Source organism: Idiomarina abyssalis, assembly GCF_900116625.1.
Lineage (GTDB): Bacteria > Pseudomonadota > Gammaproteobacteria > Enterobacterales > Alteromonadaceae > Idiomarina > Idiomarina abyssalis.
Genome location: NZ_FPBE01000001.1, coordinates 352,593 through 375,797, shown reverse-complemented (window position 1 = coordinate 375,797; position 23,205 = coordinate 352,593). Strand labels below are relative to the sequence as shown.

General features: G+C 46.1%; 22 protein-coding genes. 7 read left to right on the top strand and 15 right to left on the bottom strand.

Annotation, left to right across the window (positions count from 1 at the left end):
- Window positions 1–100 precede the first annotated feature (100 nt).
- Window positions 101–799: a GOLPH3/VPS74 family protein gene (locus BM359_RS01810; protein WP_054487390.1), complete on the top strand. Its 699-nt coding sequence runs from the start codon at window positions 101–103 to the stop codon at window positions 797–799.
- A 28-nt stretch (window positions 800–827) separates the two neighbouring features.
- On the opposite strand, the gene BM359_RS01805 is transcribed toward BM359_RS01810, so the two are convergent.
- Together BM359_RS01805 and BM359_RS01800 are read right to left on the bottom strand one after the other, a co-directional pair.
- Complete coding sequence (locus tag BM359_RS01805) at window positions 828–1,958, bottom strand: serine hydrolase domain-containing protein (RefSeq protein ID WP_054487388.1); 1,131 nt, start codon at window positions 1,956–1,958, stop codon at window positions 828–830.
- 47 nt (window positions 1,959–2,005) lie between these two features.
- On the bottom strand, window positions 2,006–2,608 hold the full coding sequence (locus tag BM359_RS01800) for a helix-turn-helix domain-containing protein (RefSeq protein ID WP_200795857.1): 603 nt from the start codon (window positions 2,606–2,608) through the stop codon (window positions 2,006–2,008).
- A 164-nt stretch (window positions 2,609–2,772) separates the two neighbouring features.
- On the opposite strand from BM359_RS01800, the gene BM359_RS01795 reads away from it, so the two are divergent.
- The 3 genes from BM359_RS01795 (at window position 2,773) to BM359_RS01790 (ending at window position 5,632) form a co-directional block, all read left to right on the top strand.
- Entirely contained in the window at window positions 2,773–3,765 is a 993-nt protein-coding gene (locus BM359_RS01795; RefSeq protein WP_054487386.1) for a Kelch repeat-containing protein, read from the top strand.
- Between the two features lie 88 nt (window positions 3,766–3,853).
- Entirely contained in the window at window positions 3,854–4,030 is a 177-nt protein-coding gene (locus BM359_RS13030) for a DUF6435 family protein (RefSeq protein ID WP_143441128.1), read from the top strand.
- Between the two features lie 192 nt (window positions 4,031–4,222).
- Window positions 4,223–5,632 carry a methyl-accepting chemotaxis protein gene (locus tag BM359_RS01790; RefSeq protein WP_054487384.1) on the top strand — a complete coding sequence of 470 codons (1,410 nt, stop codon included), beginning with the start codon at window positions 4,223–4,225 and terminating at the stop codon, window positions 5,630–5,632.
- Here the strand turns inward: BM359_RS01790 and dps are convergent.
- Window positions 5,629–6,150: a DNA starvation/stationary phase protection protein Dps gene (gene dps / locus BM359_RS01785; RefSeq protein WP_054487382.1), complete on the bottom strand. Its 522-nt coding sequence runs from the start codon at window positions 6,148–6,150 to the stop codon at window positions 5,629–5,631. The two genes, BM359_RS01790 and dps, sit on opposite strands and share 4 nt — an antisense overlap.
- Window positions 6,151–6,215: 65 nt before the next feature.
- Between dps and BM359_RS13025 the strand changes: the two genes are divergently transcribed.
- Window positions 6,216–6,449 carry a hypothetical protein gene (locus tag BM359_RS13025; protein ID WP_143441127.1) on the top strand — a complete coding sequence of 78 codons (234 nt, stop codon included), beginning with the start codon at window positions 6,216–6,218 and terminating at the stop codon, window positions 6,447–6,449.
- Between the two features lie 13 nt (window positions 6,450–6,462).
- Here BM359_RS13025 and sucD read toward each other — a convergent pair whose 3' ends face one another.
- From sucD to sdhC, 8 genes are all read right to left on the bottom strand, one after another.
- Window positions 6,463–7,335 carry a succinate--CoA ligase subunit alpha gene (gene sucD / locus BM359_RS01780; RefSeq protein WP_054487381.1) on the bottom strand — a complete coding sequence of 291 codons (873 nt, stop codon included), beginning with the start codon at window positions 7,333–7,335 and terminating at the stop codon, window positions 6,463–6,465.
- A complete protein-coding gene (gene sucC / locus BM359_RS01775; RefSeq protein ID WP_054487379.1) occupies window positions 7,335–8,501 on the bottom strand; it encodes an ADP-forming succinate--CoA ligase subunit beta in 1,167 nt (388 codons plus the stop codon). The genes sucD and sucC overlap by 1 nt, the downstream gene beginning before the upstream one ends.
- 136 nt (window positions 8,502–8,637) lie before the next feature.
- The gene (odhB, locus tag BM359_RS01770) at window positions 8,638–10,221 is read right to left on the bottom strand and encodes a 2-oxoglutarate dehydrogenase complex dihydrolipoyllysine-residue succinyltransferase (RefSeq protein ID WP_054487376.1); all 1,584 of its coding nucleotides are present in this window, start codon (window positions 10,219–10,221) and stop codon (window positions 8,638–8,640) included.
- Between the two features lie 13 nt (window positions 10,222–10,234).
- Entirely contained in the window at window positions 10,235–13,042 is a 2,808-nt protein-coding gene (locus BM359_RS01765) for a 2-oxoglutarate dehydrogenase E1 component (RefSeq protein WP_054487374.1), read from the bottom strand.
- A 108-nt stretch (window positions 13,043–13,150) separates the two neighbouring features.
- The gene (locus BM359_RS01760; protein ID WP_054487372.1) at window positions 13,151–13,864 is read right to left on the bottom strand and encodes a succinate dehydrogenase iron-sulfur subunit; all 714 of its coding nucleotides are present in this window, start codon (window positions 13,862–13,864) and stop codon (window positions 13,151–13,153) included.
- 15 nt (window positions 13,865–13,879) lie between these two features.
- Entirely contained in the window at window positions 13,880–15,646 is a 1,767-nt protein-coding gene (gene sdhA / locus BM359_RS01755; RefSeq protein ID WP_054487370.1) for a succinate dehydrogenase flavoprotein subunit, read from the bottom strand.
- Entirely contained in the window at window positions 15,647–15,994 is a 348-nt protein-coding gene (gene sdhD, locus BM359_RS01750; RefSeq protein ID WP_054487368.1) for a succinate dehydrogenase, hydrophobic membrane anchor protein, read from the bottom strand.
- The gene (sdhC, locus tag BM359_RS01745) at window positions 15,988–16,362 is read right to left on the bottom strand and encodes a succinate dehydrogenase, cytochrome b556 subunit (RefSeq protein WP_054487366.1); all 375 of its coding nucleotides are present in this window, start codon (window positions 16,360–16,362) and stop codon (window positions 15,988–15,990) included. Before sdhC ends, sdhD begins: the two co-directional genes overlap by 7 nt.
- A 325-nt stretch (window positions 16,363–16,687) precedes the next feature.
- Between sdhC and gltA the strand changes: the two genes are divergently transcribed.
- Window positions 16,688–17,968 (top strand): citrate synthase, encoded by a 1,281-nt coding sequence (gltA, locus tag BM359_RS01740; RefSeq protein WP_054487363.1) that lies wholly within the window; start codon window positions 16,688–16,690, stop codon window positions 17,966–17,968.
- A 213-nt stretch (window positions 17,969–18,181) separates the two neighbouring features.
- Window positions 18,182–19,528 (top strand): KamA family radical SAM protein, encoded by a 1,347-nt coding sequence (locus BM359_RS01735; RefSeq protein ID WP_054487361.1) that lies wholly within the window; start codon window positions 18,182–18,184, stop codon window positions 19,526–19,528.
- Here BM359_RS01735 and kdsB read toward each other — a convergent pair.
- From kdsB to msbA, 4 genes are read right to left on the bottom strand one after another with little or no spacing between them, the layout of a single operon-like run.
- Window positions 19,525–20,286 carry a 3-deoxy-manno-octulosonate cytidylyltransferase gene (gene kdsB / locus BM359_RS01730; RefSeq protein WP_054487360.1) on the bottom strand — a complete coding sequence of 254 codons (762 nt, stop codon included), beginning with the start codon at window positions 20,284–20,286 and terminating at the stop codon, window positions 19,525–19,527. The two genes, BM359_RS01735 and kdsB, sit on opposite strands and share 4 nt — an antisense overlap.
- A complete protein-coding gene (locus BM359_RS01725) occupies window positions 20,283–20,480 on the bottom strand; it encodes a Trm112 family protein (RefSeq protein WP_054487358.1) in 198 nt (65 codons plus the stop codon). The genes kdsB and BM359_RS01725 overlap by 4 nt, the downstream gene beginning before the upstream one ends.
- A complete protein-coding gene (gene lpxK, locus BM359_RS01720; protein ID WP_054487356.1) occupies window positions 20,470–21,456 on the bottom strand; it encodes a tetraacyldisaccharide 4'-kinase in 987 nt (328 codons plus the stop codon). The genes BM359_RS01725 and lpxK overlap by 11 nt, the downstream gene beginning before the upstream one ends.
- The gene (msbA, locus tag BM359_RS01715) at window positions 21,456–23,204 is read right to left on the bottom strand and encodes a lipid A export permease/ATP-binding protein MsbA (RefSeq protein ID WP_054487354.1); all 1,749 of its coding nucleotides are present in this window, start codon (window positions 23,202–23,204) and stop codon (window positions 21,456–21,458) included. The genes lpxK and msbA overlap by 1 nt, the downstream gene beginning before the upstream one ends.
- Window position 23,205 lies beyond the last annotated feature (1 nt).

Below are 23,205 nucleotides of genomic sequence, written 5' to 3'. Positions count from 1 at the left end.
AGACGATCAACGTTCGAACTCCTACCAACTTGCTTAGCTTACCCGAAAATGATTATTATTAAACGTATTAAGCTCGGGAATTTATAAAACAGGTACCGCAATGCCGGACAACTTAAAGCTTTACGAAGCCATCGTGCTGCTCGCGTTATGCGAGGAAAAAGGCACCATGAACGGTGCGTATGTAGAGTATGCGACCGCTGCTGCGCTAGCTGCCGAGTTATTGATGCTTGGACGTATAAAGGTTGATGACGGCAACAACGAAAAAATCGCAGTGGTTAACGACAGTCCAACAGGTGACTCGTTATTAGATGAAGCTTTAACGATGATCTTGGATGCCAAGCGGCAATATGAATTAGAATACTGGGTAGAAAAACTCGCAGGTATTAAAGACCTTAAACACAAAGTAGCGCAGGCACTCGCAACTGACGGTATTGTGGCGTCAGAAAAAGAGAAAGTCTTGTGGCTGTTCGAGCGCCGTGTATACCCAGAGGTGAATCCTGAACCTGAAGAGCAATTACGCCAGGAAATGCGCAATGTAGTACTCAGTGACGGCGACGAAATAGAACCTCGGATCGCTATTGTTGTCGCTTTAGCCAATAGCGCTGCGCTCTTACCTCAGGTATTTACCAAACAAGAGCTGAAAGATCGCAAACAGCGTATTAAGCAATTAGAGAAAGGTGAACTGGTATCCAAAGCTGCCAAAGAAGCCGTCCAGGCTATAGAGGCCGCGGTTATGATAGCTGCCATTATGCCGGCTATAACTGCGGCAACAGTGACATCGAGTCCAAGCTCCTGCTAAGTTTTTAATATAGAGTAACACGCACTAATTACTGCGGCTGTTCAACAAATAGCTCTAAAAACTTTAACGCCAGTGGATTCCTTTCTATTTGTGCGCTCGTCAGACTATTAATCTCGTGTCGCAGTCCGTCGGTGTTTCCGAGCGCCACTAAGGTTAGTCCATCATCAGGTGCCTTTAATAAGAGTCCGGCATACGCATCCGGCCACCAGCCACCATGCCAAACCAGCTTATGTCCTTGCCAATTCTGGACAAACCAGCCATAGGCATAAGGCATTGAGTTACCCTCTTCATTCTTTGCCGGCGTCCACATTTTCTGTCTCAAAGATGCAGGGAGAATTTTTTCTTCATCCAGGGCTATAGAATAATGAGCAAGTGCTTTTGCGCTGGCTATAACCCCTGAGCTGGCGTTAAGTTCAGTGTTTGGTAGTACTGAATTTGCAAGCCCATCGGACTGTTCAGGCGCATGGCGAAAAGGCGGTGCAATATGAGTCAGTACCTCATTGGCAGCCGGGTCTCGCCAACCAGCGGCTATACCCTCTAAATCTCCGGCTTCAATAACGTATTTTTTCACCCAATAACGCCAACTTTTATTCGTGTTTTCCTCTACCCAGTTAGACAAGCGACCAAAAACAATGGGGTTGTAGAAAAAGCTCGTGCCTGGCTCACCCTGTACCTGATGTTGAAGGACATGACGCAGAGTTATCACTTGGTCGCATTTTACCGTGGGTACTTGATAGCCGTTATCCAGAGTGCCTCCACCAAAGATAGTGCCACTTGTTGTCAGCCAGTGGCAGCGTCTGCCCCAGTCACTTAAAGTCGTAAAGTCCGCATCGAGATCAATGTGCCCGTCAGCCTCCATGGCCAGTAACGTCGCACCCGTGAACGTTTTTGTGATAGAAGCAACAAGGTACGATGTGTCTTCCGTCGTAGGCTCTTCAGCGTCGTGATCTTGAAAGCCAATGCTCTCAAGCAGAATAATTTCACCGTCTTTTACCACAGCAACGGACAAACTTGGAATTTTGTTCTCCTTACGAAAATCTCTGAGATAAGACTGAAATTCCTGGATTTTTTCATCAGTAACTTTGGACTGTGCTACCGCTTCACTTGCTGAAAAACAGACAAGCGTAGCCAGCAGCAAATAATAAATTATTGCTTTCATGATCGTTCCTTTATTAAATCGTTTTAAATGGAGAGCTTTGCTACCAGCTATTTTTTGCCAAGGAAAGGAATACTGGGGTAAAAATACCTTCGTGCTTTTATCACAGCGATAACGTTAGCCAACATAACTAAGGCGGTATAAGGGATCACGGCAATAAAGAATAAAAAGCCAAACCCTTCGACGCTAAGTAGTGCAACAAAAGCAAGTGCGTAAATGAGCATCATGGTTATTTGAAAGTTAATAACCGCACGGCCATGAGCGTCATACAGGGGGTTATCTTCACGCTTATGGATCCAAATAAACAGCGGGCACAAGATATTGAGAAATGGCACCACAAAACCAATAAATGGCGATGAGTGCATTAATAGCAGCCACTTTGTTTGAATATTCTCGTTGCGAGGGTCATCCAGTTCAAGCAAATCGTCAACATCTAACTCGAGTGCCGCCGCTAGTAGCTTTACTGTTCTTAAGTGGGGTGTGACCTCACCTTTTTCCAAGCGTTGAATGGTACGTACGGTTACTCTGGTGCTCTCAGCAAGCTGTTCCTGCGAGAGTCCTTTTAACTTGCGCTGGTAAGTTAACCGCTCTGCGAATTTGGTGTTTTTCATTGTTGTATTCAGCTCTGTTGCCCGATAGTTCGGATAAAACATTATCTAAAAGCACCGGACATTGTTACGACATTGCCATGTCATGTTCCTGTCATTCGCTTTGATCAATATGCAGATACACTCAGTTAGTATTCTAGATTTAAATTTGTCTTAATAAGTACATTCATTACAATGCTTTTTTCAGTTTCTGACAAAGGATGTTTAGAATGCCTTCCTCTTACCTTACGCTTAGATTATTACTCGTTCTATCTTACACCACGTTATTGGCTGGGTGTGCATCAGCTCCGGACAGTACAAAAAGCGAAACATCTACCAATTCATCAGCCCCCACTTTAAATGAACCAAGATACGGCCACGCCGCCGTAGCGGATGATGAAAATATTTATGTCATTGGTGGCTCAAATAAAACAGGGTTTCTTTCCAATATAGAAATTATTGATCCTAAAACTAAAAAAACTACGGTTCTGCGAGACAAAATAATACCTCGCCGCTATTTAACCGCGGTGTGGGATGGGAAAGAATCTGTTTATATATTTGGTGGTATAAGTCGGCAAAATGGCGGATTTGGGCACGAAAAAACGGTGGAGGTTTTTAATACTCGTACACAGGAGGTAACAACAACCACTCCCATGCGAGTGCCCCGTCACTTCAACAGCGCGGCGCTGTTAAACAATAAAATTTACGTAATAGGCGGCTCTGTCTATTATCCTAAAGCAGTTGAAAAAGGACATAATTTACGCGCTATATCACTGGTAACCGCCTTTGATATAAACACTAAAAAATGGTCGCGAGTAGCCAACTTACCTGTCGCGAGAGACACAAGAGCATTCACCTTTAATGATCAAGTTTGCGCTGTAGGTGGTTACGATGGCTTTAATAGTTGGCCCGTTTTCGATTGCTACGATTCAAACGCCAGAAGATGGCAATTAATGCCAGATGCTCCCGACTCCATCAGTGCGCACTCAGTCGCAGTCCACAATGACAAACTATACGTTTTCGGCGATTACGAGAACCTTGATCAGGTTTTAATGTACGACTTCTCAGACAACATCTGGTCGTATGTTGATGCGCCCTACCGCGCCAGTCGACATAATGCTGCTGTCGTATTTGGTGATGAAATATTTGTGATTGGCGGTAATACTGGTAGTTCTGCTCCATTCTTAGATGATATTCAAGTACTTTCATTGCCTTTGCAGTAAAAGCTACGGCTTTAATTTCTAAAGCCAGAACTTTTAACCCTGATTTGCCGTATTGCTAAATACACTTAGTAATTTGAGGCAATCATTAATGTTTGGACTTTTTAAGTCAAACCCAACGAAGAAAATGCGCAAAGACCTAAAGCAGTTGCAAGAAAAAGCGATGGAGATGCAGCGCAACGGAAACATTCGCGATAGCTCGCATATCAGCCAGCAAGCAGACGAGCTTTGGAATAAAATTCAGGCACTGGAAAATAGAAACAACTAGGTCGCGTCGACTATAGGCCTAATATTAAGTACCTGACGCAATAAGCGTCGGGTACTTCCTTTCAGCACGATACAGCCAACCTATCGCACTAAATATTTACCATAAAAAAAACAGTTATTTGAAAAACACAACACAACTTCTACGGTTATTAGTGCATTCTCAAATTTATCCAAAAAAATTGGGATCGTAATTATGAGTAGAAGCTTCACTTGGAACACCGATACATTATTCGTTTTTAGCCTTAATGAATATCAGCAAGTATCGCACTGCCCAGAAAATATTCAGGGTCTGATGAAAAAAAACAAAGACGAGTTACTGAAAAAACCTTTAACTGAACTTATCGACAGTAACGCTCTACCCGATAAAGTGATTAAAGAGGTCAATACCTCATTAAAACGCGAAGTCCCCTGGCGAGGCATTGTCCCTTTTAATGTTCCCGAGCGAGGTACTGTTTGGTTTGATGTTATTGTTCGAGGAATATTCCGCCGTGGCAAAGTCACAGGTAGTCAATGGTTAATGCACCAGGCAGACAGTGAACACGCTTCAGCAGCTAAAAATGTTTATAGAAGGCGAACTCATTGGTTTCAATGGCTAACTCGTCCATTTCGTAACTGGAAGAACACACGTAGGTGGGCAAAAGCCTTAGCCGATGCGGATGGTTCTACTGCCAAAACTCAACACGAGATATTCGGCAGCTCCTCTCCAATGGGCAGAGCGATGTATGAGCTTGCCTTGCGCGACTCTTCACTCCTTGCTCTTACCGCTCGTCTAAGTGAAGGTAATGACGTGTTGGCGGAATCGGTCAATTCAACCGCCGAAAATGCATCAAAGACAGCGGATGCTACTGAACAAACGGTGCAAGACATTGAGCAAATTGCTACTTCTATGGAGCAGATGGGGCAAACCGTTGATGAAATTGCGCGCAACGCAAATGATTCCTCCAGTGCCTGCAGTGACGTTAGCAAGCAAACTCAGAACGCAGCTGATTTTATTGCCGATAGCAGCAAGAAAATTACTAAGCTGGTAAGTGTTGTTAGCGAAAGCGCCAGACAAACAGAAGAGCTGTCTCGTAATGCTGACTCAGTGAAAGAAGTCAGCGAAAAAATTGACGCAATAGCTGAACAAACGAATCTATTGGCTTTGAATGCCGCTATTGAAAGTGCCAGAGCCGGCGAACATGGTCGCGGCTTCTCCGTAGTTGCCGATGAAGTTCGTGCCCTTTCCCAAAAAACACAACAGGCCGTTGATCAAATAGAAGAGACCGTAAACCGCATGACCCAGTCAATGAGTACATGGCGTAATAAAATGTTTGAGCAACGCGACTTGGCAGAGGAATGTGGAGAGTTGGGCCGGAAATCAGAGCAACAGGTTTACGAAGTCACTGAAGCCGTAACGGGAATTAATGATCGTATGACGCAAATAGCCGTTGCCGCAGAAGAACATACAAGTGCTGTTTCAGAAGTAAAAGACAGCATGATATCCATCAACGACAACGTGCGTAGCGCAAACAAACTCACCCGTGATACAGAAGGTGAAGTTAAAGCGATTAAAACCCGCTTACGTGAGTTTCGTTCGCTGGTTGAAGCCTTTGAAGACGACTAGCTTTTCAATTCGCCAGAGGACGATTCAATATGCGCCCGAACGAACCACTGAAACTGCTCAAGCTCTGCTAATTGCCCGGTTAACATGTCTTCTGATACCGGGTCGAGCTCAGCTAATGTTTCCATCGCTTCGCGGTGGTCACCGTTAACGCCATTATAAACCTTATCCAGAGCAACTAAATGCTCTGCCACTAACCCTTTACCTAAAGAGTAGTCTTCCCATCTGCGACGCTCTGCAATAGCTTTTGGCGTACCAACAGGTACTCCACCTAACGTCGCAATTCGCTCTGCTATGGTATCGGTCATTTCACGTACGGCGTCGACCTGAGGGTCTAACATTTCATGCACACCAATAAAATTTGGTCCTACAACATTCCAGTGCACATGTTTTAGTGTCAATTGCAGGTCAAGCAATGCGACTAAGCGATCGTCAAGAATTGCTATGACCTTATCCGCGGACTCACTGTTCATTCCCGGTGCTGTAAAGTCTGCAACTTGGCTTGCATTATTGCTACTCATATTGCCTCCTGATTTATTAACGTATCAACTAAGCTTACGCATAAAATATCCAGGAAGATCGCTTTGTGGCTGAGCGCAGTAAAGGCGGAGTAAGACAAGGGCTGGTGCCTGGTGTTGTAGTTTTGCTATGTCAGGGTGTCGAAGGCCATGGATGGCCTTCGTCAAGCCCACACGGAAGTGCTCGTAGCGTCCCTGACATAGCAAAACTACAACAACCAACCGGTTCTTGTCTTATTCCGCCTTTCTTCCTTATAAAGCAGACACAAAAAACCCGGCGCGAAGGCCGGGTTTTGTTTTAGCGTTGGCAGGATATTACCAGCCAGTTTTCTCCGCAACAGCTTTGCCAATTTCGGCCAGGCTGCGTACAGTTTTAACGCCTGCTGCTTCAAGTGCAGCGAATTTCTCGTCAGCAGTACCTTTACCGCCGGCAATGATGGCACCAGCGTGGCCCATACGTTTGCCCGGAGGAGCAGTAACACCAGCAATGTAAGAAACAACCGGCTTAGATACATTGTTTTTAATGTACTCTGCCGCTTCTTCTTCTGCTGTACCACCGATTTCACCAATCATTACGATAGCTTCGGTTTCTGGATCTTTTTCGAACAGTTCCAGAATATCAATGAAGTTAGAACCCGGGATAGGGTCGCCACCGATACCAACACAGCTAGACTGACCAAAGCCTGCGTCAGTAGTCTGCTTAACCGCTTCGTACGTCAATGTACCTGAACGTGAAACGATACCCACTTTACCTTTCTTGTGGATGTGGCCAGGCATGATACCGATTTTGCACTCGTCCGGAGTGATAACACCCGGGCAGTTTGGACCGATCATGCGCACGCCTTTGTGCGTCAGGTATTCTTTTACGTAAAGCATATCCAGTGTAGGAATACCTTCAGTAATACAAACAATCAGTTCGATACCAGCGTCTGCTGCTTCGATGATTGAGTCTTTACAGAAAGGTGCTGGTACGTAGATAACTGATGCGGTTGCGCCAGTTGCTTCTACTGCTTCTTTTACTGTGTTGAATACAGGCAGGCCTAAGTGCTCTTGACCACCTTTACCAGGTGTTACACCGCCAACCATTTGCGTACCGTAAGCAATTGCTTGCTCAGAGTGGAAAGTACCCTGACCGCCAGTGAAACCCTGACAGATTACTTTGGTGTTTTTATCGATCAAAATGCTCATTATTGACCTCCTGCCGCAGCAACCACTTTATCGGCAGCATCAGATAAGCTCTCTGCAGCGATAATATTCAGGCCACTTTCGTTCAATTTCTGGGTACCCAGTTCAGCGTTGTTACCTTCAAGACGAACAACCACTGGTACTTTAACGCCCACTTCTTCAACAGCACCGATGATACCTTCAGCAATCATATCGCAACGTACGATACCGCCGAAGATATTAACAAATACGGCTTTAACTGAGCTGTCAGACAGGATAATTTTGAACGCTTCAGAAACACGCTCTTTTGTCGCGCCGCCGCCAACGTCAAGGAAGTTAGCTGGCTCGCCGCCGCTCAGTTTAACGATGTCCATTGTACCCATCGCCAAGCCTGCGCCGTTAACCATACAACCGATGTTGCCGTCTAACGCTACGTAGTTCAGTTCCCATTTAGCTGCTTCCGCTTCACGCGCATCGTCTTGTGACGGATCGTGCATTTCACGGATTTTAGGCTGACGGTACAATGCGTTGCTGTCGATGCCGACTTTCGCATCAAGACAGTGAACGTTGCCTTCGTCAGTGATAACCAATGGGTTAATTTCTAACAGGGCTAAGTCGTACTGTTCGAACATTTTAGCCAAGCCTAAGAAAACCTTAGTAAATTGCTTAACCTGGTCTGGAGTCAGACCCAGTTTAAAGCCTAATTCACGACCCTGGTATGGCTGCGCGCCGACCGTTGGGTCAATTTCAGCTTTCAGGATTTTTTCCGGTGTTTCTTCAGCAACGGTTTCGATTTCTACGCCGCCTTCGGTCGATGCCATGAACACGATTTTGCGTGAAGCACGGTCAACAACTGCACCTAAGTAAAGCTCGTCTGCGATATCAGTGCAGCTTTCAACTAAAATCTTAGCAACCGGCTGACCTTTTTCGTCGGTTTGGAAAGTTACTAAGTTTTTACCTAACCACTGCTCAGCAAATGCGCGAACATCGTCTAAACTTTTCACTAATTTCACGCCGCCCGCTTTACCGCGGCCACCAGCGTGAACCTGACATTTGACGACCCAAATGTCGCCACCAATACGTTTTGCCGCTTCTACCGCTTCATCAGCAGTGTCGCAAGCAAAACCTTCAGATACTGGTAAACCAAACTCTTTAAAGAGTTGCTTACCCTGATACTCATGCAAATTCATGATGCTCTTCCGATTCGTTGAAACAACTTAAGCAGCGAAGTGCTGCCTACCCGAATACCGCGCCGAATTTTAACGTGATCGGCGCATAATTAACAGCCGCAAGCTCAATTAGCGTTGCGGCTGGTTCTCAGCGTCTTTAGATATCCAGGATAAGACGTTGAGGATCTTCCAATAACTCTTTCACGGTAACCAGGAAACCTACCGATTGTTTACCATCAATAATTCGATGGTCATAAGAGAGAGCTAAGTACATCATCGGTAAGATTTCAATCTTACCGTCCACCACCATGGCACGCTCCTGGATTTTGTGCATACCCAGAATAGCGCTTTGTGGTGGGTTCAAGATTGGTGTCGATAACAGCGAACCAAATACGCCACCATTAGTGATGGTGAAGTTGCCACCCTGCATTTCGTCCATAGTCAACTTACCGTCACGACCTTTAATGGCCAGGTCACGAATACCGTTTTCCATGTCCGCAATGCTTAGGCGGTCAGTATCACGCAGAACTGGCGTTACCAGACCACGAGGTGTCGATACAGCAATACTGATGTCGAAGAAGTTGTGGTAAACAATATCGTCGCCATCAATGGATGCGTTCACGTCTGGGAAGCGTTTCAATGCTTCTGTTACAGCTTTGACATAAAAGCCCATAAAGCCAAGACGCGTGCCGTGCGTTTCTTCAAACACGTCTTTGTATTTCTTACGCAAGTCCATAATAGGCTTCATGTTGATTTCGTTAAACGTGGTCAACATGGCCGTGTCGTTCTTCGCTTGCAACAGACGTTCTGCGATACGTTTACGCAGACGTGTCATTGGTACGCGCTTCTGGTCTCGGTCACCTGAAACTGCAGGCTGTGAAGACTGTTGCTTGCTGCCACTGTCAGATGATTTAGACGAAGACTGACCTTTCACGTGTTTTTCAACGTCTTCTTTAGTGACGCGACCGCCTTTGCCTGTGCCTTTAACATCACTTGGCTTAAGACCGTGCTCACCTAACAAACGACGAACCGCAGGACCAGCTACTTCATTGTCACCACCGTCGTCTTTGCTCTCGTCTTTACTTTCTGAAGAAGACTCAGATTTACTATCGTCAGACTTACTTGAACTGCCACCGGCAGAACCGCCTGCTTCAACAATGCCGATGACATCGTCAGCGCCAACAGTGTCGCCTTCGTCGTGCTTAATTTCAGCCAAAACGCCGTCCGCCGGAGCTACAACTTCCAGAACCACTTTATCGGTTTCAATATCAACCAGGTTCTGGTCACGTTTTACCGCATCACCAGCTTTAACGTGCCAGGTAGAAATTGTCGCATCAGAGACAGACTCTGGTAATTGAGGAACTTTAACTTCCATCTTCTCGCCAGAGCCTTTCTTGTCTGAGCCTTTGTCGTCTGAAGAATCAGATTCTTTCTTTTCTGACTTTTCTTTCTTGTCGCCTGAATCTTTATCTTCTGATTTATCTTCAGAAGCTGACCCACCGTCACCTTCTTCAATTTTACCGATAACTTCTTCAGCAGTTACGGTTGTGCCTTCTTCAGCCGTAATTTCGCCGAGCACACCGTCCGCTTCCGCAACAACTTCAAGCACTACCTTGTCGGTTTCGATGTCAACCAGATTCTGGTCGCGAGACACTTTATCGCCAGGTTTTACGTGCCATGTTGCAATGGTTGCATCTGCAACAGACTCGGGTAATTGAGGAACTTTTATATCAATCGCCATGGTTCATCTTCACCTATTTAATGGTTAGCGCTTCGTCAACAAGTTTTTGCTGCTGCTTGTTGTGCTCTGATATGTATCCGACCGCTGGTGCGGCTGACGCACTACGACCACGATAAGACAACTGAGCTCCTTTCGGAATTGCGGCCCAGAAGTGGTGCTGGCTGCTATACCATGCGCCTTGGTTCTGAGGCTCTTCCTGACACCAGACAAAATCTTTAACGTGCTGATAATCTTTCATAATTTCTGCCACTTCTTCCGCAGGGAACGGGTAAAGCTGTTCAATACGAATAAGGGCAACATCTTCTTGTTCGCGTTCGCGACGTTCTTTCAGTAAATCGTAGTAGACTTTACCGGAGCAAAATACCACGCGTTTTACCTTTTTCGGATTCAGGTCGTCAATTTCCGCAATCGCGTTCTGGAACCCGACATCCGCCAAATCGTCCATTTCTGAAACGGCTAACGGATGACGTAATAATGATTTCGGTGTCATCACAACTAACGGTCTGCGAACAGGACGTAAGTGCTGACGACGAATCATATGGAAAACCTGTGCTGGCGTCGTTGGCACACACACTGACCAGTTGTGATCAGCTGAAAGCTGCAAGAAACGCTCAAGGCGCGCCGAACTGTGTTCTGGCCCCTGACCTTCGTAACCGTGCGGTAGCAATAATGTCAGGCCACACAAACGGCCCCACTTCTGTTCGCCAGAGCTTAGGAACTGATCAATAACAACCTGAGCACCGTTTACGAAGTCTCCGAACTGAGCTTCCCACATGACCAATGCTTTTGGTTCCGCTGTGGCATAACCATATTCAAAGGCAACAACGGCGGCTTCTGACAGCACTGAATCATAAATTTCAATCTGGCCCTGCTCTGATCCCAGATTATTCAGAGGCATATAAGTCGATGCGTCTTCCTGATTATGCAACACGGCATGACGGTGGAAGAAAGTACCACGCCCACTGTCCTGGCCGGTCAGACGAATATGAGTACCGTCGTTTACCAGAGTGGCATAGGCTAAGGTTTCTGCAAAACCCCAGTCCATAGACTTTTCGCCTTTCGCCATTTTCAGACGTTCCTGATAAACCTTTGCAACTCGGGAGTTCAGCTTATGTTCTTCCGGGTATGTCGTAATTTTCTGACCCAGATCTTTCAGCTTTTTAATCGAGACTTTGTAGTCATACTCAACATCCCAGTCATTTCCAATATACGGTGACCAGTCAACTGAGTGTTGACGCATAGGCCGATGTTCATCAACGACAACTTCGCCTTTATCTAATGCGTCACGATAGTCAGACATCCACTGTTTGGCAGTGTCTTCATCAACTATCGAGTTTTTAATTAGTTGTTTGCCATAAATCTCACGAGCAACCGGTTGCTTTTTCACCTTAGCGTACATTAAAGGCTGCGTTGCACTCGGCTCGTCAGCTTCATTGTGCCCGTGACGTCGATAACAAACCAAGTCGATAACGACATCTCTCTGGAAGGCGTTTCGATAATCCAGCGCCAGTTGAGTCACAAAAACGACAGCTTCAGGGTCATCGGCATTAACGTGGAAAATTGGCGCCTGTACCATTTTTGCAATGTCAGTACAGTATTGAGTAGAACGCGCATCTTCCTGTTTTGCGGTCGTGAAACCAACCTGGTTATTCACAACAATGCGGATTGATCCGCCAACACGATAAGCCCGTGTTTGCGACATATTAAAGGTTTCTTGTACCACGCCCTGGCCTGCAACGGCGGCATCACCGTGGATGGTAATTGGCAGTACTTTTTTGCCTTCTGGATCTTGCAGGCGGTCCATACGTGCGCGAACCGAGCCCATAACAACCGGATTAACAATTTCCAGATGCGATGGGTTAAAAGCTAATGCTAAGTGAACATCGCCGCCCGGTGTTGCATAGTCAGATGAAAAACCCATGTGATATTTAACATCACCTGAGCCTTTAGTACTGTCGTGCTTACCGGCAAACTCGTCGAATAAGTCCTGAGGTTTCTTACCCAGAACGTTCACTAATACGTTCAGACGACCGCGGTGAGCCATGCCAATGACCACTTCTTTGGCGCCTTGCTCACCCGAGCGTGAAATAAGTTCTTTTAACAACGGAACCAGACTGTCTCCGCCCTCTAACGAGAAGCGTTTAGCGCCAGGGAATTTAGACCCCAGGTACTTTTCCAGCCCGTCTGCTGCTATAAGCTCTTTTAAGATTTTGGTTTGTTGCTCTTTTTTAAATTTAGGCTGACCAAGAACACCTTCCAACCGTTGCTGAATCCAGCGTTTTTCTTCGGTTGAAACAATGTGCATGTACTCGGCACCAATAGAGCCACAATAAATATTTTCTAAAGCTTCGTGAATGTCACTCAGCTTCATTGTGTCTTTGCCAACGGCTAAAGAGCCTACATTAAACTCGCGCTCTAAATCGTCTTTGCTTAAATCGTGGAAGTTTAATGAAAGGTCTGGAACGGTTTCCTGTTTCCATAAACCAAGAGGATCAAGATTGGCATGCTGATGACCGCGGAATCGGTAAGCATTGATAAGTTGTAAAACCTTCACTTGCTTCTGATCGGCGGCGGTCGTGCTGCCGGTTTGAGACTGCTTGAGCTTATTCTTTGCTGCTTCTCGGAACTGCTCTCTCACTTCGCTGAGTTTGGTATCAACAATGTGATTCTCTTTCGGCAACGCATCGAACATTTGACGCCATTCATCACTGACTGCCGTCGGATCATCCAGATACGCCTCAAACATTTGCTCAATGTAGGCAACGTTCCCACCGGCTAGATGCGAAGTTTCTAGCCATTCACGCATTACACCGTCTTGCATTGCGTTTCCTTCACCTAAATATGTAAACCGATTTTATAAAAAAATAGCCATCCTTTGTGGGATGGCTATCCACAACATAAACCGTTCAAATTGACGCGCCGTTGGTTTTTAAACCGCGCGATTCAACAGCATCGATTTAATGTGGCCAATAGCCTTAGTTGGGTTTAACCCTTTTGGACAAACATTGACGCAGTTCATAATGCCGTGGCAACGGAACACACTGAATGCGTCGTCTAAATCATCCAAGCGCTCGTCGGTTGCTGTGTCACGGCTATCGATTAAGAAACGATACGCGTGCAACAGGCCGGCAGGACCGATGAACTTGTCAGGGTTCCACCAGAACGACGGGCATGATGACGAACAACATGCACATAAGATGCACTCGTACAGTCCGTCAAGTTTAGCACGCTCTTCTGGTGACTGCAGACGCTCACGCGCCGGCGGCGTTTTATCATCGTTGATCAGGTACGGTTTAATCTTCTCGTACTGTTGATAGAACTGGCTCATATCAACAATTAAGTCACGAATAACCGGTAGCCCAGGCAACGGACGAATCACAATCTTGCTGCCTTTCAATGCAGAAGTTGGAGTAATACAAGCCAAGCCGTTTTTGCCGTTCATATTCAGACCATCTGAACCACAAACGCCTTCACGGCATGACCGCCGGAACGCCAACGATGGATCTTGCTCTTTCAGTTTGATCAGCAAGTCCAGCACCATCATGTCCTGATTTTCTTCCACCTCTAGGGTGTAATCTTTCATGTACGGCGCGTCATCAACATCCGGGTTGTAACGATAAATCGAAATATTCAATGTTTTCATCGTTGAACCCCTCTATTAGTACGTACGAGCTTTCGGAGGGAAAGCTTCGCGCAGTTTCGGTGCCATATTAACCTGACGAGTCACCATGTCTTCGGTTTCTGGACGGAACACAGTGTGAACCAACCATTTCTCGTCATCACGATCTGGATAGTCTGCGCGACTGTGAGCTCCACGGCTTTCTGTACGGAAGTTTGCAGCAACTGCAGTAGAGAAAGCAGTTTCCATTAAGTTATCAAGTTCCATACATTCAACACGCTGAGTATTAAACTCTTTAGACGTGTCGTCTAAGCGTGCGTGCTTAAGGCGCTCACGAATTTCTTTCAACTCTTTAAGACCATCAGCCATTGCTTCACCTTCACGGAATACCGAGAAGTTCATCTGCATACAGTTCTGTAGGTCTTTCTTAATTTGTACTGGGTCTTCGCCTTTCTGCGTATTTTCCCAACGGTTGAAACGAGCCATTGCCTCATCAACGTCAGACGCTGACGATTCACGTGCTTCGCTATTCGCCGCTAATGTTTCACCTAAGTGCATGCCAGTCGCACGACCGAAAACAACAAGGTCAAGCAATGAGTTACCACCTAAGCGGTTAGCACCGTGAACAGATACACAAGCGATTTCACCACAAGCAAATAAACCAGGTACAGGCTTGGTTTCGCCCTTTTCGTCAACTGTCAGAGCCTGACCGTTAACGTCTGTCGGGATACCGCCCATCATGTAGTGACAAGTTGGTATAACAGGAATTGGTTCTTTTACCGGGTCAACGTGAGCGAAGGTACGTGACAAGTCACAAACGCCCGGAAGACGACTCTCCAGAGTCTCTTTACCCAAGTGATCCAATTTCAGTTTCAGGTGAGGTCCCCAAGGGCCTTCGCAACCACGGCCTTCACGAATTTCTGTCATCATTGAACGAGCAACAACGTCACGTGAGGCAAGGTCTTTCGCGTTTGGAGCGTAACGCTCCATGAAGCGTTCGCCGTCTTTATTTAACAGGTAACCACCCTCGCCACGGCAACCTTCAGTTACCAGACAGCCTGAACCAGCAATACCAGTTGGGTGGAACTGCCACATTTCCATATCCTGCACTGGAACGCCGGCACGTAGCGCCATACCAACACCATCACCGGTGTTAATGTGCGCATTTGTTGTTGAGGCATAAATTCGACCAGCACCGCCGGTCGCAAGAACAACAGATTTAGCTTTCACATAATAGACTTCACCAGTTTCAATATTCAGCGTAGTAACACCCGTTACTGCGCCGTCCTGGTTTTTCACTAAGTCTAGTGCGTACCACTCAGAGAAAACGGTCGTTTTGTTCTTAACGTTTTGCTGGTAAAGCAAGTGCAGAAGTGCGTGACCAGTACGGTCAGCGGCTGCGGCTGTACGAGCTGCCTGCTCGCCACCAAATTCTTTTGACTGGCCACCGAACGGACGTTGATAAACTTTTCCGTTTTCAAAACGTGAAAATGGCAAGCCCATATTTTCCAGTTCAAGAATTGCTTCCGGACCTGCTTTACACATGTATTCAATAGCGTCCTGGTCACCAATGTAGTCCGAACCTTTTACGGTATCGAACATGTGCCATTGCCAGTCATCTTCGTGCGCATTACCTAAAGCGACAGTAATACCACCTTGTGCAGAAACTGTGTGAGAGCGCGTTGGAAACACTTTGGACATCAACGCACAGCTCATCCCCTCTTGGGAAATTTGCAATGCTGCTCGCATACCAGCACCGCCAGCACCGATCACCACTGCATCATATTCTAAAGTTTTAACGTTCACTTAAACACCCCACAGTACGAATAAGCCAGTGAGCCAAACAGCGATAAGACCAACGCTGAAAACTAATTGGATAAAAGCTCTGAGACCAGCCGCTTTTACGTAGTCTGTTGATACCTGCCAAATGCCAATCCAACCGTGAATCAACACAGCGGACAGTGCTAGCATGGTAAAAACCTTCATCCAGATACTGGCAAACAAGCCACTCCAGACTTCATACGTCACGTCTGGTGTAGAAAGGAAAAAGCCAGCCATGAACAGTGTGTAAAGAACCATAACGATCGCGCTGGCTCTCAACAAGATAAAGTCATGAGAACCGCTACGACCAAACGTTGCTGCTGCTGTTACCATAGCCAAACTCCTACTAATACGGAAAGAATGACAGAAAGAGCAATTGAAATATTTGCACTGATTCTTCCCGAATCGAGTTCTTCCCAGTAGCCCATATCCATCACTAAGTGACGCAGACCGATGATTAAGTGAAATCCTAGCGCTGTCAAAATACCCCAGCCAATAAACTTCGCAATAAAGCTGGTCATGATACTCTCGATTTGAGCAAAGCCTTCTGGGCCACTAAGTGACACGGCAAAAGCCCAAATTAAAAATGCCAGAGAGAACAGCATAACAACACCCGAAATACGGTGCAGTATGGATGCTTTGGCAGCGGCAGGAAACTTGATAGTTGATAAGTCTAAATTAACAGGTCTTTCTTTTTTCACGATAGATTGCCTTTTAATAAAGCACAAAAGAAATGCAATTTTCGTTTGCGCGACACAGATACATGCCACCAATACGGCGCAAAGTATATCGAGCCAAACCATTAATTACAACGAGAAACTCAGATTTGGGCGCTTAGTTATTACGGCTTACTACTAAAGTCTAACGTAACTCAATAATTGTTCAATCTGAGTAATCTTTTCGTCATGTTTATTACGTATGTTTGACTATAATTGGTTCATGTTCCCCGATTAAAATTGACATTTAAGGGCATGATCGAGTTAAATTAGCGCACTTTTTCAAAGTAGACAGTGAGGAGAATTCCTTATGGCTGATCGTAAAGCCACTTTACAGATTGACGGCCAATCCATTGAGTTGCCGGTACTTTCACCAGCGGCAGGCAAGGATGTAGTTGACGTCCGAACTTTGGGCAAACATGGTTACTTCACCTTTGACCCTGGGTTCCTGGCTACAGGCTCTTGCGAGTCGGCTATCACCTACATCGATGGTGAGAACGGAGTTTTACTGCACCGCGGCTACCCAATTGGTGAGCTCGCAACAAAAGCAGACTATTTAGAAGTTTGCTATATGCTGTTACACGGCGAAGCGCCGGACGAAAAACAGTACACCGAATTTAAAGACACCATTACTAAACACACTATGGTGCACCAGGGAATCCACAACTTCTTTAATGGTTTCCGTCGTGACGCACACCCAATGGCGATGCTATGCGCAGTAACAGGTGCTTTATCATCTTTCTATCATGATGATTTAGACATTCACGATGAAAACCAGCGTTTACGTAGCGCTTATCGCCTAATTGCTAAGATTCCAACCATTGCGGCAATGGCCTACAAATTCAGCATTGGCCAACCTTTCGTATACCCTCGTAACGACTTAGGCTACGCAGAAAACTTCTTAAACATGATGTTCTCTGTACCAGCTGAAGATTACAAAATTAGCCCTGCAGTTGCCCGTGCAATGGATCGCATCTTTACTTTGCATGCCGACCATGAGCAAAACGCATCAACTTCAACCGTTCGTCTTGCCGGTTCTTCGGGTGCAAATCCTTACGCCTGTATTGCGGCTGGTGTTGCTTCTTTATGGGGACCTGCACACGGTGGTGCAAACGAAGCGTGTCTGCGCATGCTGGCTGAAATTGGCTCAGTAGAGAACATTCCAAAATACATCGAGAAAGCAAAAGACAAGAACGATCCGTTCCGTCTGATGGGCTTTGGTCACCGTGTCTACAAAAACACTGACCCTCGCGCTACCGTTATGCGTGAGTCATGCCACGAAGTATTGAAAGAACTTAACCGTGACGATCCATTATTGGACGTTGCAATGGAACTGGAGCGTATCGCTCTGGAAGACGATTACTTCATTGAGAAGAAGTTGTTCCCTAACGTTGATTTCTACTCAGGTATCGTGCTGAAAGCTATTGGTATTCCGACCAACATGTTCACTGTTATCTTTGCGCTGTCGCGTACTGTTGGCTGGGTTTCTCACTGGCACGAAATGATGGGCGAAGCGAACCAAAAAATTGGTCGTCCACGTCAATTGTATACCGGTTATACAAAACGCGAATTTACACCAATCAAAAAGTAAAATCGTCATGTTTTAAAAAAGCGCTCTCATGAGCGCTTTTTTTATGTCTATCGCTAATTAGTTCGTGTACATCGCTTTTTATCCCTTACAGGACGTGCAACTTACCCCCAATTTCTTTATACTACGTCGCATTTCGTTGGTCGCCCAAGAGCTGACAGACAAATTCATTTTCAACGTGCTTTTAGCAGGTTGCAGATAATTACAGAGAGGCTTATGCAGCAAGTAGTCAATGTACAACAACCCATCATTACGCCACGTAAGTTCAAGGTATATCAGCATCGCCAGTTAGATAAAATTGAGGCGCTTAAAAAAGTTCCTGCTGACATGCGCTTTGAAATGAAAGTCGTTGCTAATGTCCTGCCGTTCAGAGTTAACGAGTATGTGTTTAATGAACTCATTGACTGGGAAAATGTACCCAATGACCCGCTGTTTCAACTAACATTTCCACAAAAGGATATGCTGGAGCCGTCTGCCTATCAGCGCATGGCGGATTTGATGTCAGGTAAACACACGACTAACGAAGTGTTTGACTTAGCAACTCAGCTACGTGATGAAATGAACCCTCACCCTGCTGGCCAAATGCAAATGAACGTCCCTCATGTTGACGGTGAACCTTTGCCTGGCATGCAGCATAAATACCGTGAAACGGTTTTATTTTTCCCGGCTCAGGGGCAGTATTGCCATTCTTACTGCACCTTTTGCTTCCGCTGGGCACAATTCGTGGGTAAAGCAACACGCTTTAACTCTAATGACGCCGATCAATTACATCGCTACTTAGCTCAGCACAAAGAAGTGACCGACCTACTGGTCACCGGTGGCGACCCTATGGTTATGCGCACACGTAAGCTGGCTCACTACCTGGAAGACTTACTTAAACCAGAGTTTGAGCACATTAAGACCATACGTATTGGCACTAAGTCGCTGACCTTCTGGCCTTACCGCTTCATTACTGACCCGGATGCAGACGACATGCTGCGTCTATTAGAGCGTTTAGTTGCCGGCGGCAAACACGTATCCATTATGGCGCATTTAAACCACCCGAATGAACTGCGCACGGAAGTCTGTCAGGAAGCGATTCGTCGCCTGCGCGCTACTGGTGCACAAATACGCTGCCAGGCTCCACTGCTTAAACACATTAACGATGACCCCGATGTCTGGGCTTCTATGTGGGAGAAACAAGTACAGTTAGGTATGATCCCTTACTATATGTTTGTTGAGCGGGATACTGGTGCCAAACGTTACTTTGAAGTGCCACTGGAACGCACCTGGGAGATTTTCCAAAAAGCTTACCAACAGGTATCCGGCATTGCCCGCACGGTTCGCGGCCCTTCAATGAGTGCAGGCCCGGGTAAAGTGGAAGTTCAGGGTGTGACCGAAATTGCAGGCGAAAAAGTTTTTGCTTTACGCTTTATTCAGGGACGCAACCCGGACTGGGTTCAACGCCCCTTCTTTGCTAAGTACGACCCGGATGCAACCTGGTTACATCAATTAAAGCCGGCTTTTGGAGAAGAAAAGTTCTTTTTCGAAGACGAATACTCAAAAATGGCAGCGATGGATTAACCATCGACTGCCCGTTCTCGTGCCCGCTGCAGGTCTTCTTCTGTATCAATACCAGCAGCCGGTGCGAGAATAGCTTCTGCCACGTGAATACGTTCTCCATGCCAAAGGACTCGCAATTGCTCTAAGGACTCGAGCTGTTCTATAGGGCTAGCCTGCCACTCTATATAACGTCTGACAAAACCTGCCCGATAGGCATAAATACCAATGTGTCGGTGGTAATGATCGGCAATGACATTGGTATCCCGCTCTGCAGAAAAGTGCTCTCTGTCCCATGGAATAGCTGCACGGCTAAAGTACAGAGCGTATCCGGCCGCATCGGTAACCACTTTTACTGTATTCGGGTTAAAAATATCTTCAGCGTCGGTAATAGGAACGGCTAAAGTCGCCATAGGCGCCTGCCGTTGGTTGGCTAAGTTATCCGCAACCTGACGAATAATTTCAGGTGGAATGAAAGGCTCGTCGCCCTGCACATTAACCACCACTTCATTTTCCGCAAGCGCCAACTGTTCAATAACCTCAGCCAGTCGCTCAGTACCCGATGAATGTTCCGTTGAAGTCATCATGACTCGGCCGCCGAATTTCTCAACGCCCTCTTTTACCCTCAGGTCATCAGTTGCGACAATCACCTCCGCAGCGCCACTGGCTTCAGCCCTTTCAACCACATGCTGAATCATTGGTTTACCACCAATGTCAGCCAGAGGTTTACCAGGCAGTCGGCTGGAGCCATAACGTGCGGGAATAACAACGGTAAAACTCATGAAGGAACCTTCTCTAACTCTTCTGCAGATAATTCACGGGCTTTATCGGCTAATAAAACCGGAATGTTTTCATCGATAGGATAAGCCAGTCGCTCGCCCCGACAGACCAGTTCATTTTTTTCGGCGTAGTAAGTCAGCTTACCTTTGCACTTAGGGCAAGCTAAAATCGCTAATGTATTTTTATCAATGGGCATTTTTCTTCCTTTCCAGCTCTGCCAGTAAGTTAGTTTTCATTATCTCGGGCAGTTGTGCTTCTATTGTTTGATAATACCAGTCCGGTTGCGCGAATGACTGACACTTTCCGGCATCTTTCTCTGTCATCAATATAGGCTTACCATTTAATTGAGAAAAGTCTTCTTCGCTAAAAACATGATGATCAGCAAATGCCTGGCTTTTCTCAACTTGCACCCCTTGCTCTGACAAAGAGTTAAAAAATCGCTGGGGGTAACCAATACCGGCAACTGCATTAAAACTACTATCCGTTTCTAGCTCAACTTTTTCATCGTTATCAACCCGATACCAGTGACCCGGTTTAACATCTACTACATGACGCGCAAAAGCATGACGCCCGTAATTAGAAATAACCCAGTCCGCACCTTTTAAACGCCATGGTCCTTCACGTAAAGGACCTGCCGGCAGCAACCAGCCATTTCCTGTGCCTCTTTCACCGTCAATCATAATCAGCTCAATGTCACGTTTTAATGCATAGTGCTGTAAACCATCATCACTAATAATGACATCGACTTCGGGATGTTGTTCGGACAGGAGTTGAGCGGCCTCGGCTCGTTTAGGTGCGATGACTACCGGACAATCGGTTCTCCGGCGCATAAGCAAAGGTTCATCGCCAACATCTGCGGCATTATCATTTTCTGCAATGGAATGAGGAAATGGACCTTTTGCACCATAACCACGGCTTATAATACCCGGCTTCCAGCCCTCATCTTTCAGCCATTGGCATAGAGCAACCACCATTGGCGTTTTCCCTGTACCGCCAACGCTGATATTACCGACAACGATAACAGGCACTTCTGCTTTATAGCGTTTTATCAGGCCTAAATGGTAAAAACTGCGGCGCAGGTTGGTCAGTAGCCAAAACAGCAATGACAGCGGTGCCAGCAAAATTAAAAGAGGATGCAGGTTGGCTTTATACCACTGCTTTTGTAGCCACACTAGGCGCCTCCGCTAAACTGCAAGTTATGCAATTGATAATACGCGCCTTCATGATCCAGTAACTGCTGATGGGTACCTCGCTCAACAATCTCGCCGTTATCCATTACGATAATTTCGTCCGCATTTTCAATGGTCGACAAGCGGTGTGCAATGACAATGGCGGTCCGGTTTTGGCGCAAGGTGCCTAAAGCATCCTGAATATGACGTTCAGACTCCGTATCTAGCGCAGATGTAGCTTCGTCCAGAATCAGAATAGGAGCGTCCTGCAATAATGCACGAGCAATAGCAATACGTTGCCGCTGCCCTCCGGATAACATCACTCCGTTTTCGCCGACCATGGTGTCCAGCCCTTTCGGCATGTTATCAGTAAACTCGGTAACGTAAGCCTGCTCTGCTGCTTTAGTGATTTGCTCCCGTGACAACTCTTTCGCTGCACCATAAGCAATATTATTAGCGATAGTGTCATTAAACAGGGTCACGTTTTGTGAAACCAGAGCAAACTGGCGACGCAGACATTTCAGTTTATAGTCGTTAATGTTGTAGCCGTCGAGCAAAATGCGACCCTGCTCTACATCATAGAACCGGGTCAGCAGGTTTGAAATCGTCGATTTACCACTGCCCGAGCGACCCACCAATGCAAGGGTTTTGCCTTGTTTTACGCTAAAGCTAATGTGTTCCAAAGCCAGGTCATCACCTTTCTGGTAAGAAAAGGACACATCTTCAAAAACTATGTTTCCTTCTGCACGGTCAATAATTCTCGAGCCTTTATCGACCTCTATTGGTTCATCAAGAATATCAAACACACTGGTGGCCGCAGCAATACCGCGCTGAAAGTCACTGTTTACGTTCGTTAACTGCTTTAATGGGCGCAGCAACATAAGCATAGCCCCGAGCAAGGTGGTAAACGCACCGGCTGAGAGCTCTCCCAGCATTTCCGGAAAGCTGGCAATGACCAAAACCATGGAAAGACTTAAAGAAGCAATAAACTGAATAACCGAAGTACTAATGGCCCGGGTATTTACCTGCTTCATATTCTGGTTACGGGTAGTATTATTTATTTCAGCAAAGCGCGCTGCCTCATCTCTTTGCCCCTGATGCATGAGCACAACTTTATGCCCATTAATCATCTGTTCAGCGGTTGTTGTGACATTCCCCATAGCCGTTTGAATACGGCTACTCACTTTACGGAAGCGTCTGGAAACAATACTCACGACCTTGGCAATTAAGGGACCTATCACTAAAAATACTAACGATAATTGCCAGCTATGATAAAACATCAAACCTAATAGCCCGGCAACGAACGCCCCTTCTTTGACCAAGACTAAGACAGCTTTACTGCTGGCTTCCGATACCTGCTGAGTGTCATAAGTTATTTTCGAGATTAAGTCACCGGTTGAGTGCTGGTCGTGAAAGCTGACAGGCAGCTTCATCATATGGTCGAATAACTGCTGACGCATTTTGGTAACTACTTTAAAACCAACCCAATTTAAAAAGTAACTGGACCCAACGTTAAGTATGCCACGTAGAATAAAAATAAAGGGAACAAAAATAGCGCCATAGATCAAAACATTGGAGTTCTGCTCTGTTAAGCCATCATCGATTAAGGTTTGGATTTGGGATATAAATAATGTATCGATGCCTGCATAACCAATCATACAGACAACAGCAAGAATAAAAGCCGCTTTATAAGGTTTGATGTAACCTAACAAGCGCTTGAAGGTCGTCTTTTTTTTAATCTGAGAATCCATG

Excerpts from the sequence above, each read along its gene's own strand:
- BM359_RS01800 (WP_200795857.1), bottom strand. The coding sequence starts at position 2,608 with ATGTTTTATCCGAACTATCGGGCAACAGAGCTGAATACAACAATGAAA.
- BM359_RS13030 (WP_143441128.1), top strand. The coding sequence starts at position 3,854 with ATGTTTGGACTTTTTAAGTCAAACCCAACGAAGAAAATGCGCAAAGAC.
- gltA (WP_054487363.1), top strand. The coding sequence starts at position 16,688 with ATGGCTGATCGTAAAGCCACTTTACAGATTGACGGCCAATCCATTGAG.
- BM359_RS01810 (WP_054487390.1), top strand. The coding sequence starts at position 101 with ATGCCGGACAACTTAAAGCTTTACGAAGCCATCGTGCTGCTCGCGTTA.
- BM359_RS01725 (WP_054487358.1), bottom strand. The coding sequence starts at position 20,480 with ATGCCCATTGATAAAAATACATTAGCGATTTTAGCTTGCCCTAAGTGC.
- BM359_RS01805 (WP_054487388.1), bottom strand. The coding sequence starts at position 1,958 with ATGAAAGCAATAATTTATTATTTGCTGCTGGCTACGCTTGTCTGTTTT.
- dps (WP_054487382.1), bottom strand. The coding sequence starts at position 6,150 with ATGAGTAGCAATAATGCAAGCCAAGTTGCAGACTTTACAGCACCGGGA.
- sdhD (WP_054487368.1), bottom strand. The coding sequence starts at position 15,994 with ATGGTAACAGCAGCAGCAACGTTTGGTCGTAGCGGTTCTCATGACTTT.
- BM359_RS01735 (WP_054487361.1), top strand. The coding sequence starts at position 18,182 with ATGCAGCAAGTAGTCAATGTACAACAACCCATCATTACGCCACGTAAG.
- BM359_RS01795 (WP_054487386.1), top strand. The coding sequence starts at position 2,773 with ATGCCTTCCTCTTACCTTACGCTTAGATTATTACTCGTTCTATCTTAC.
- BM359_RS01790 (WP_054487384.1), top strand. The coding sequence starts at position 4,223 with ATGAGTAGAAGCTTCACTTGGAACACCGATACATTATTCGTTTTTAGC.
- kdsB (WP_054487360.1), bottom strand. The coding sequence starts at position 20,286 with ATGAGTTTTACCGTTGTTATTCCCGCACGTTATGGCTCCAGCCGACTG.
- msbA (WP_054487354.1), bottom strand. The coding sequence starts at position 23,204 with ATGGATTCTCAGATTAAAAAAAAGACGACCTTCAAGCGCTTGTTAGGT.
- BM359_RS01760 (WP_054487372.1), bottom strand. The coding sequence starts at position 13,864 with ATGAAAACATTGAATATTTCGATTTATCGTTACAACCCGGATGTTGAT.
- BM359_RS01765 (WP_054487374.1), bottom strand. The coding sequence starts at position 13,042 with ATGCAAGACGGTGTAATGCGTGAATGGCTAGAAACTTCGCATCTAGCC.
- sucC (WP_054487379.1), bottom strand. The coding sequence starts at position 8,501 with ATGAATTTGCATGAGTATCAGGGTAAGCAACTCTTTAAAGAGTTTGGT.
- odhB (WP_054487376.1), bottom strand. The coding sequence starts at position 10,221 with ATGGCGATTGATATAAAAGTTCCTCAATTACCCGAGTCTGTTGCAGAT.
- sucD (WP_054487381.1), bottom strand. The coding sequence starts at position 7,335 with ATGAGCATTTTGATCGATAAAAACACCAAAGTAATCTGTCAGGGTTTC.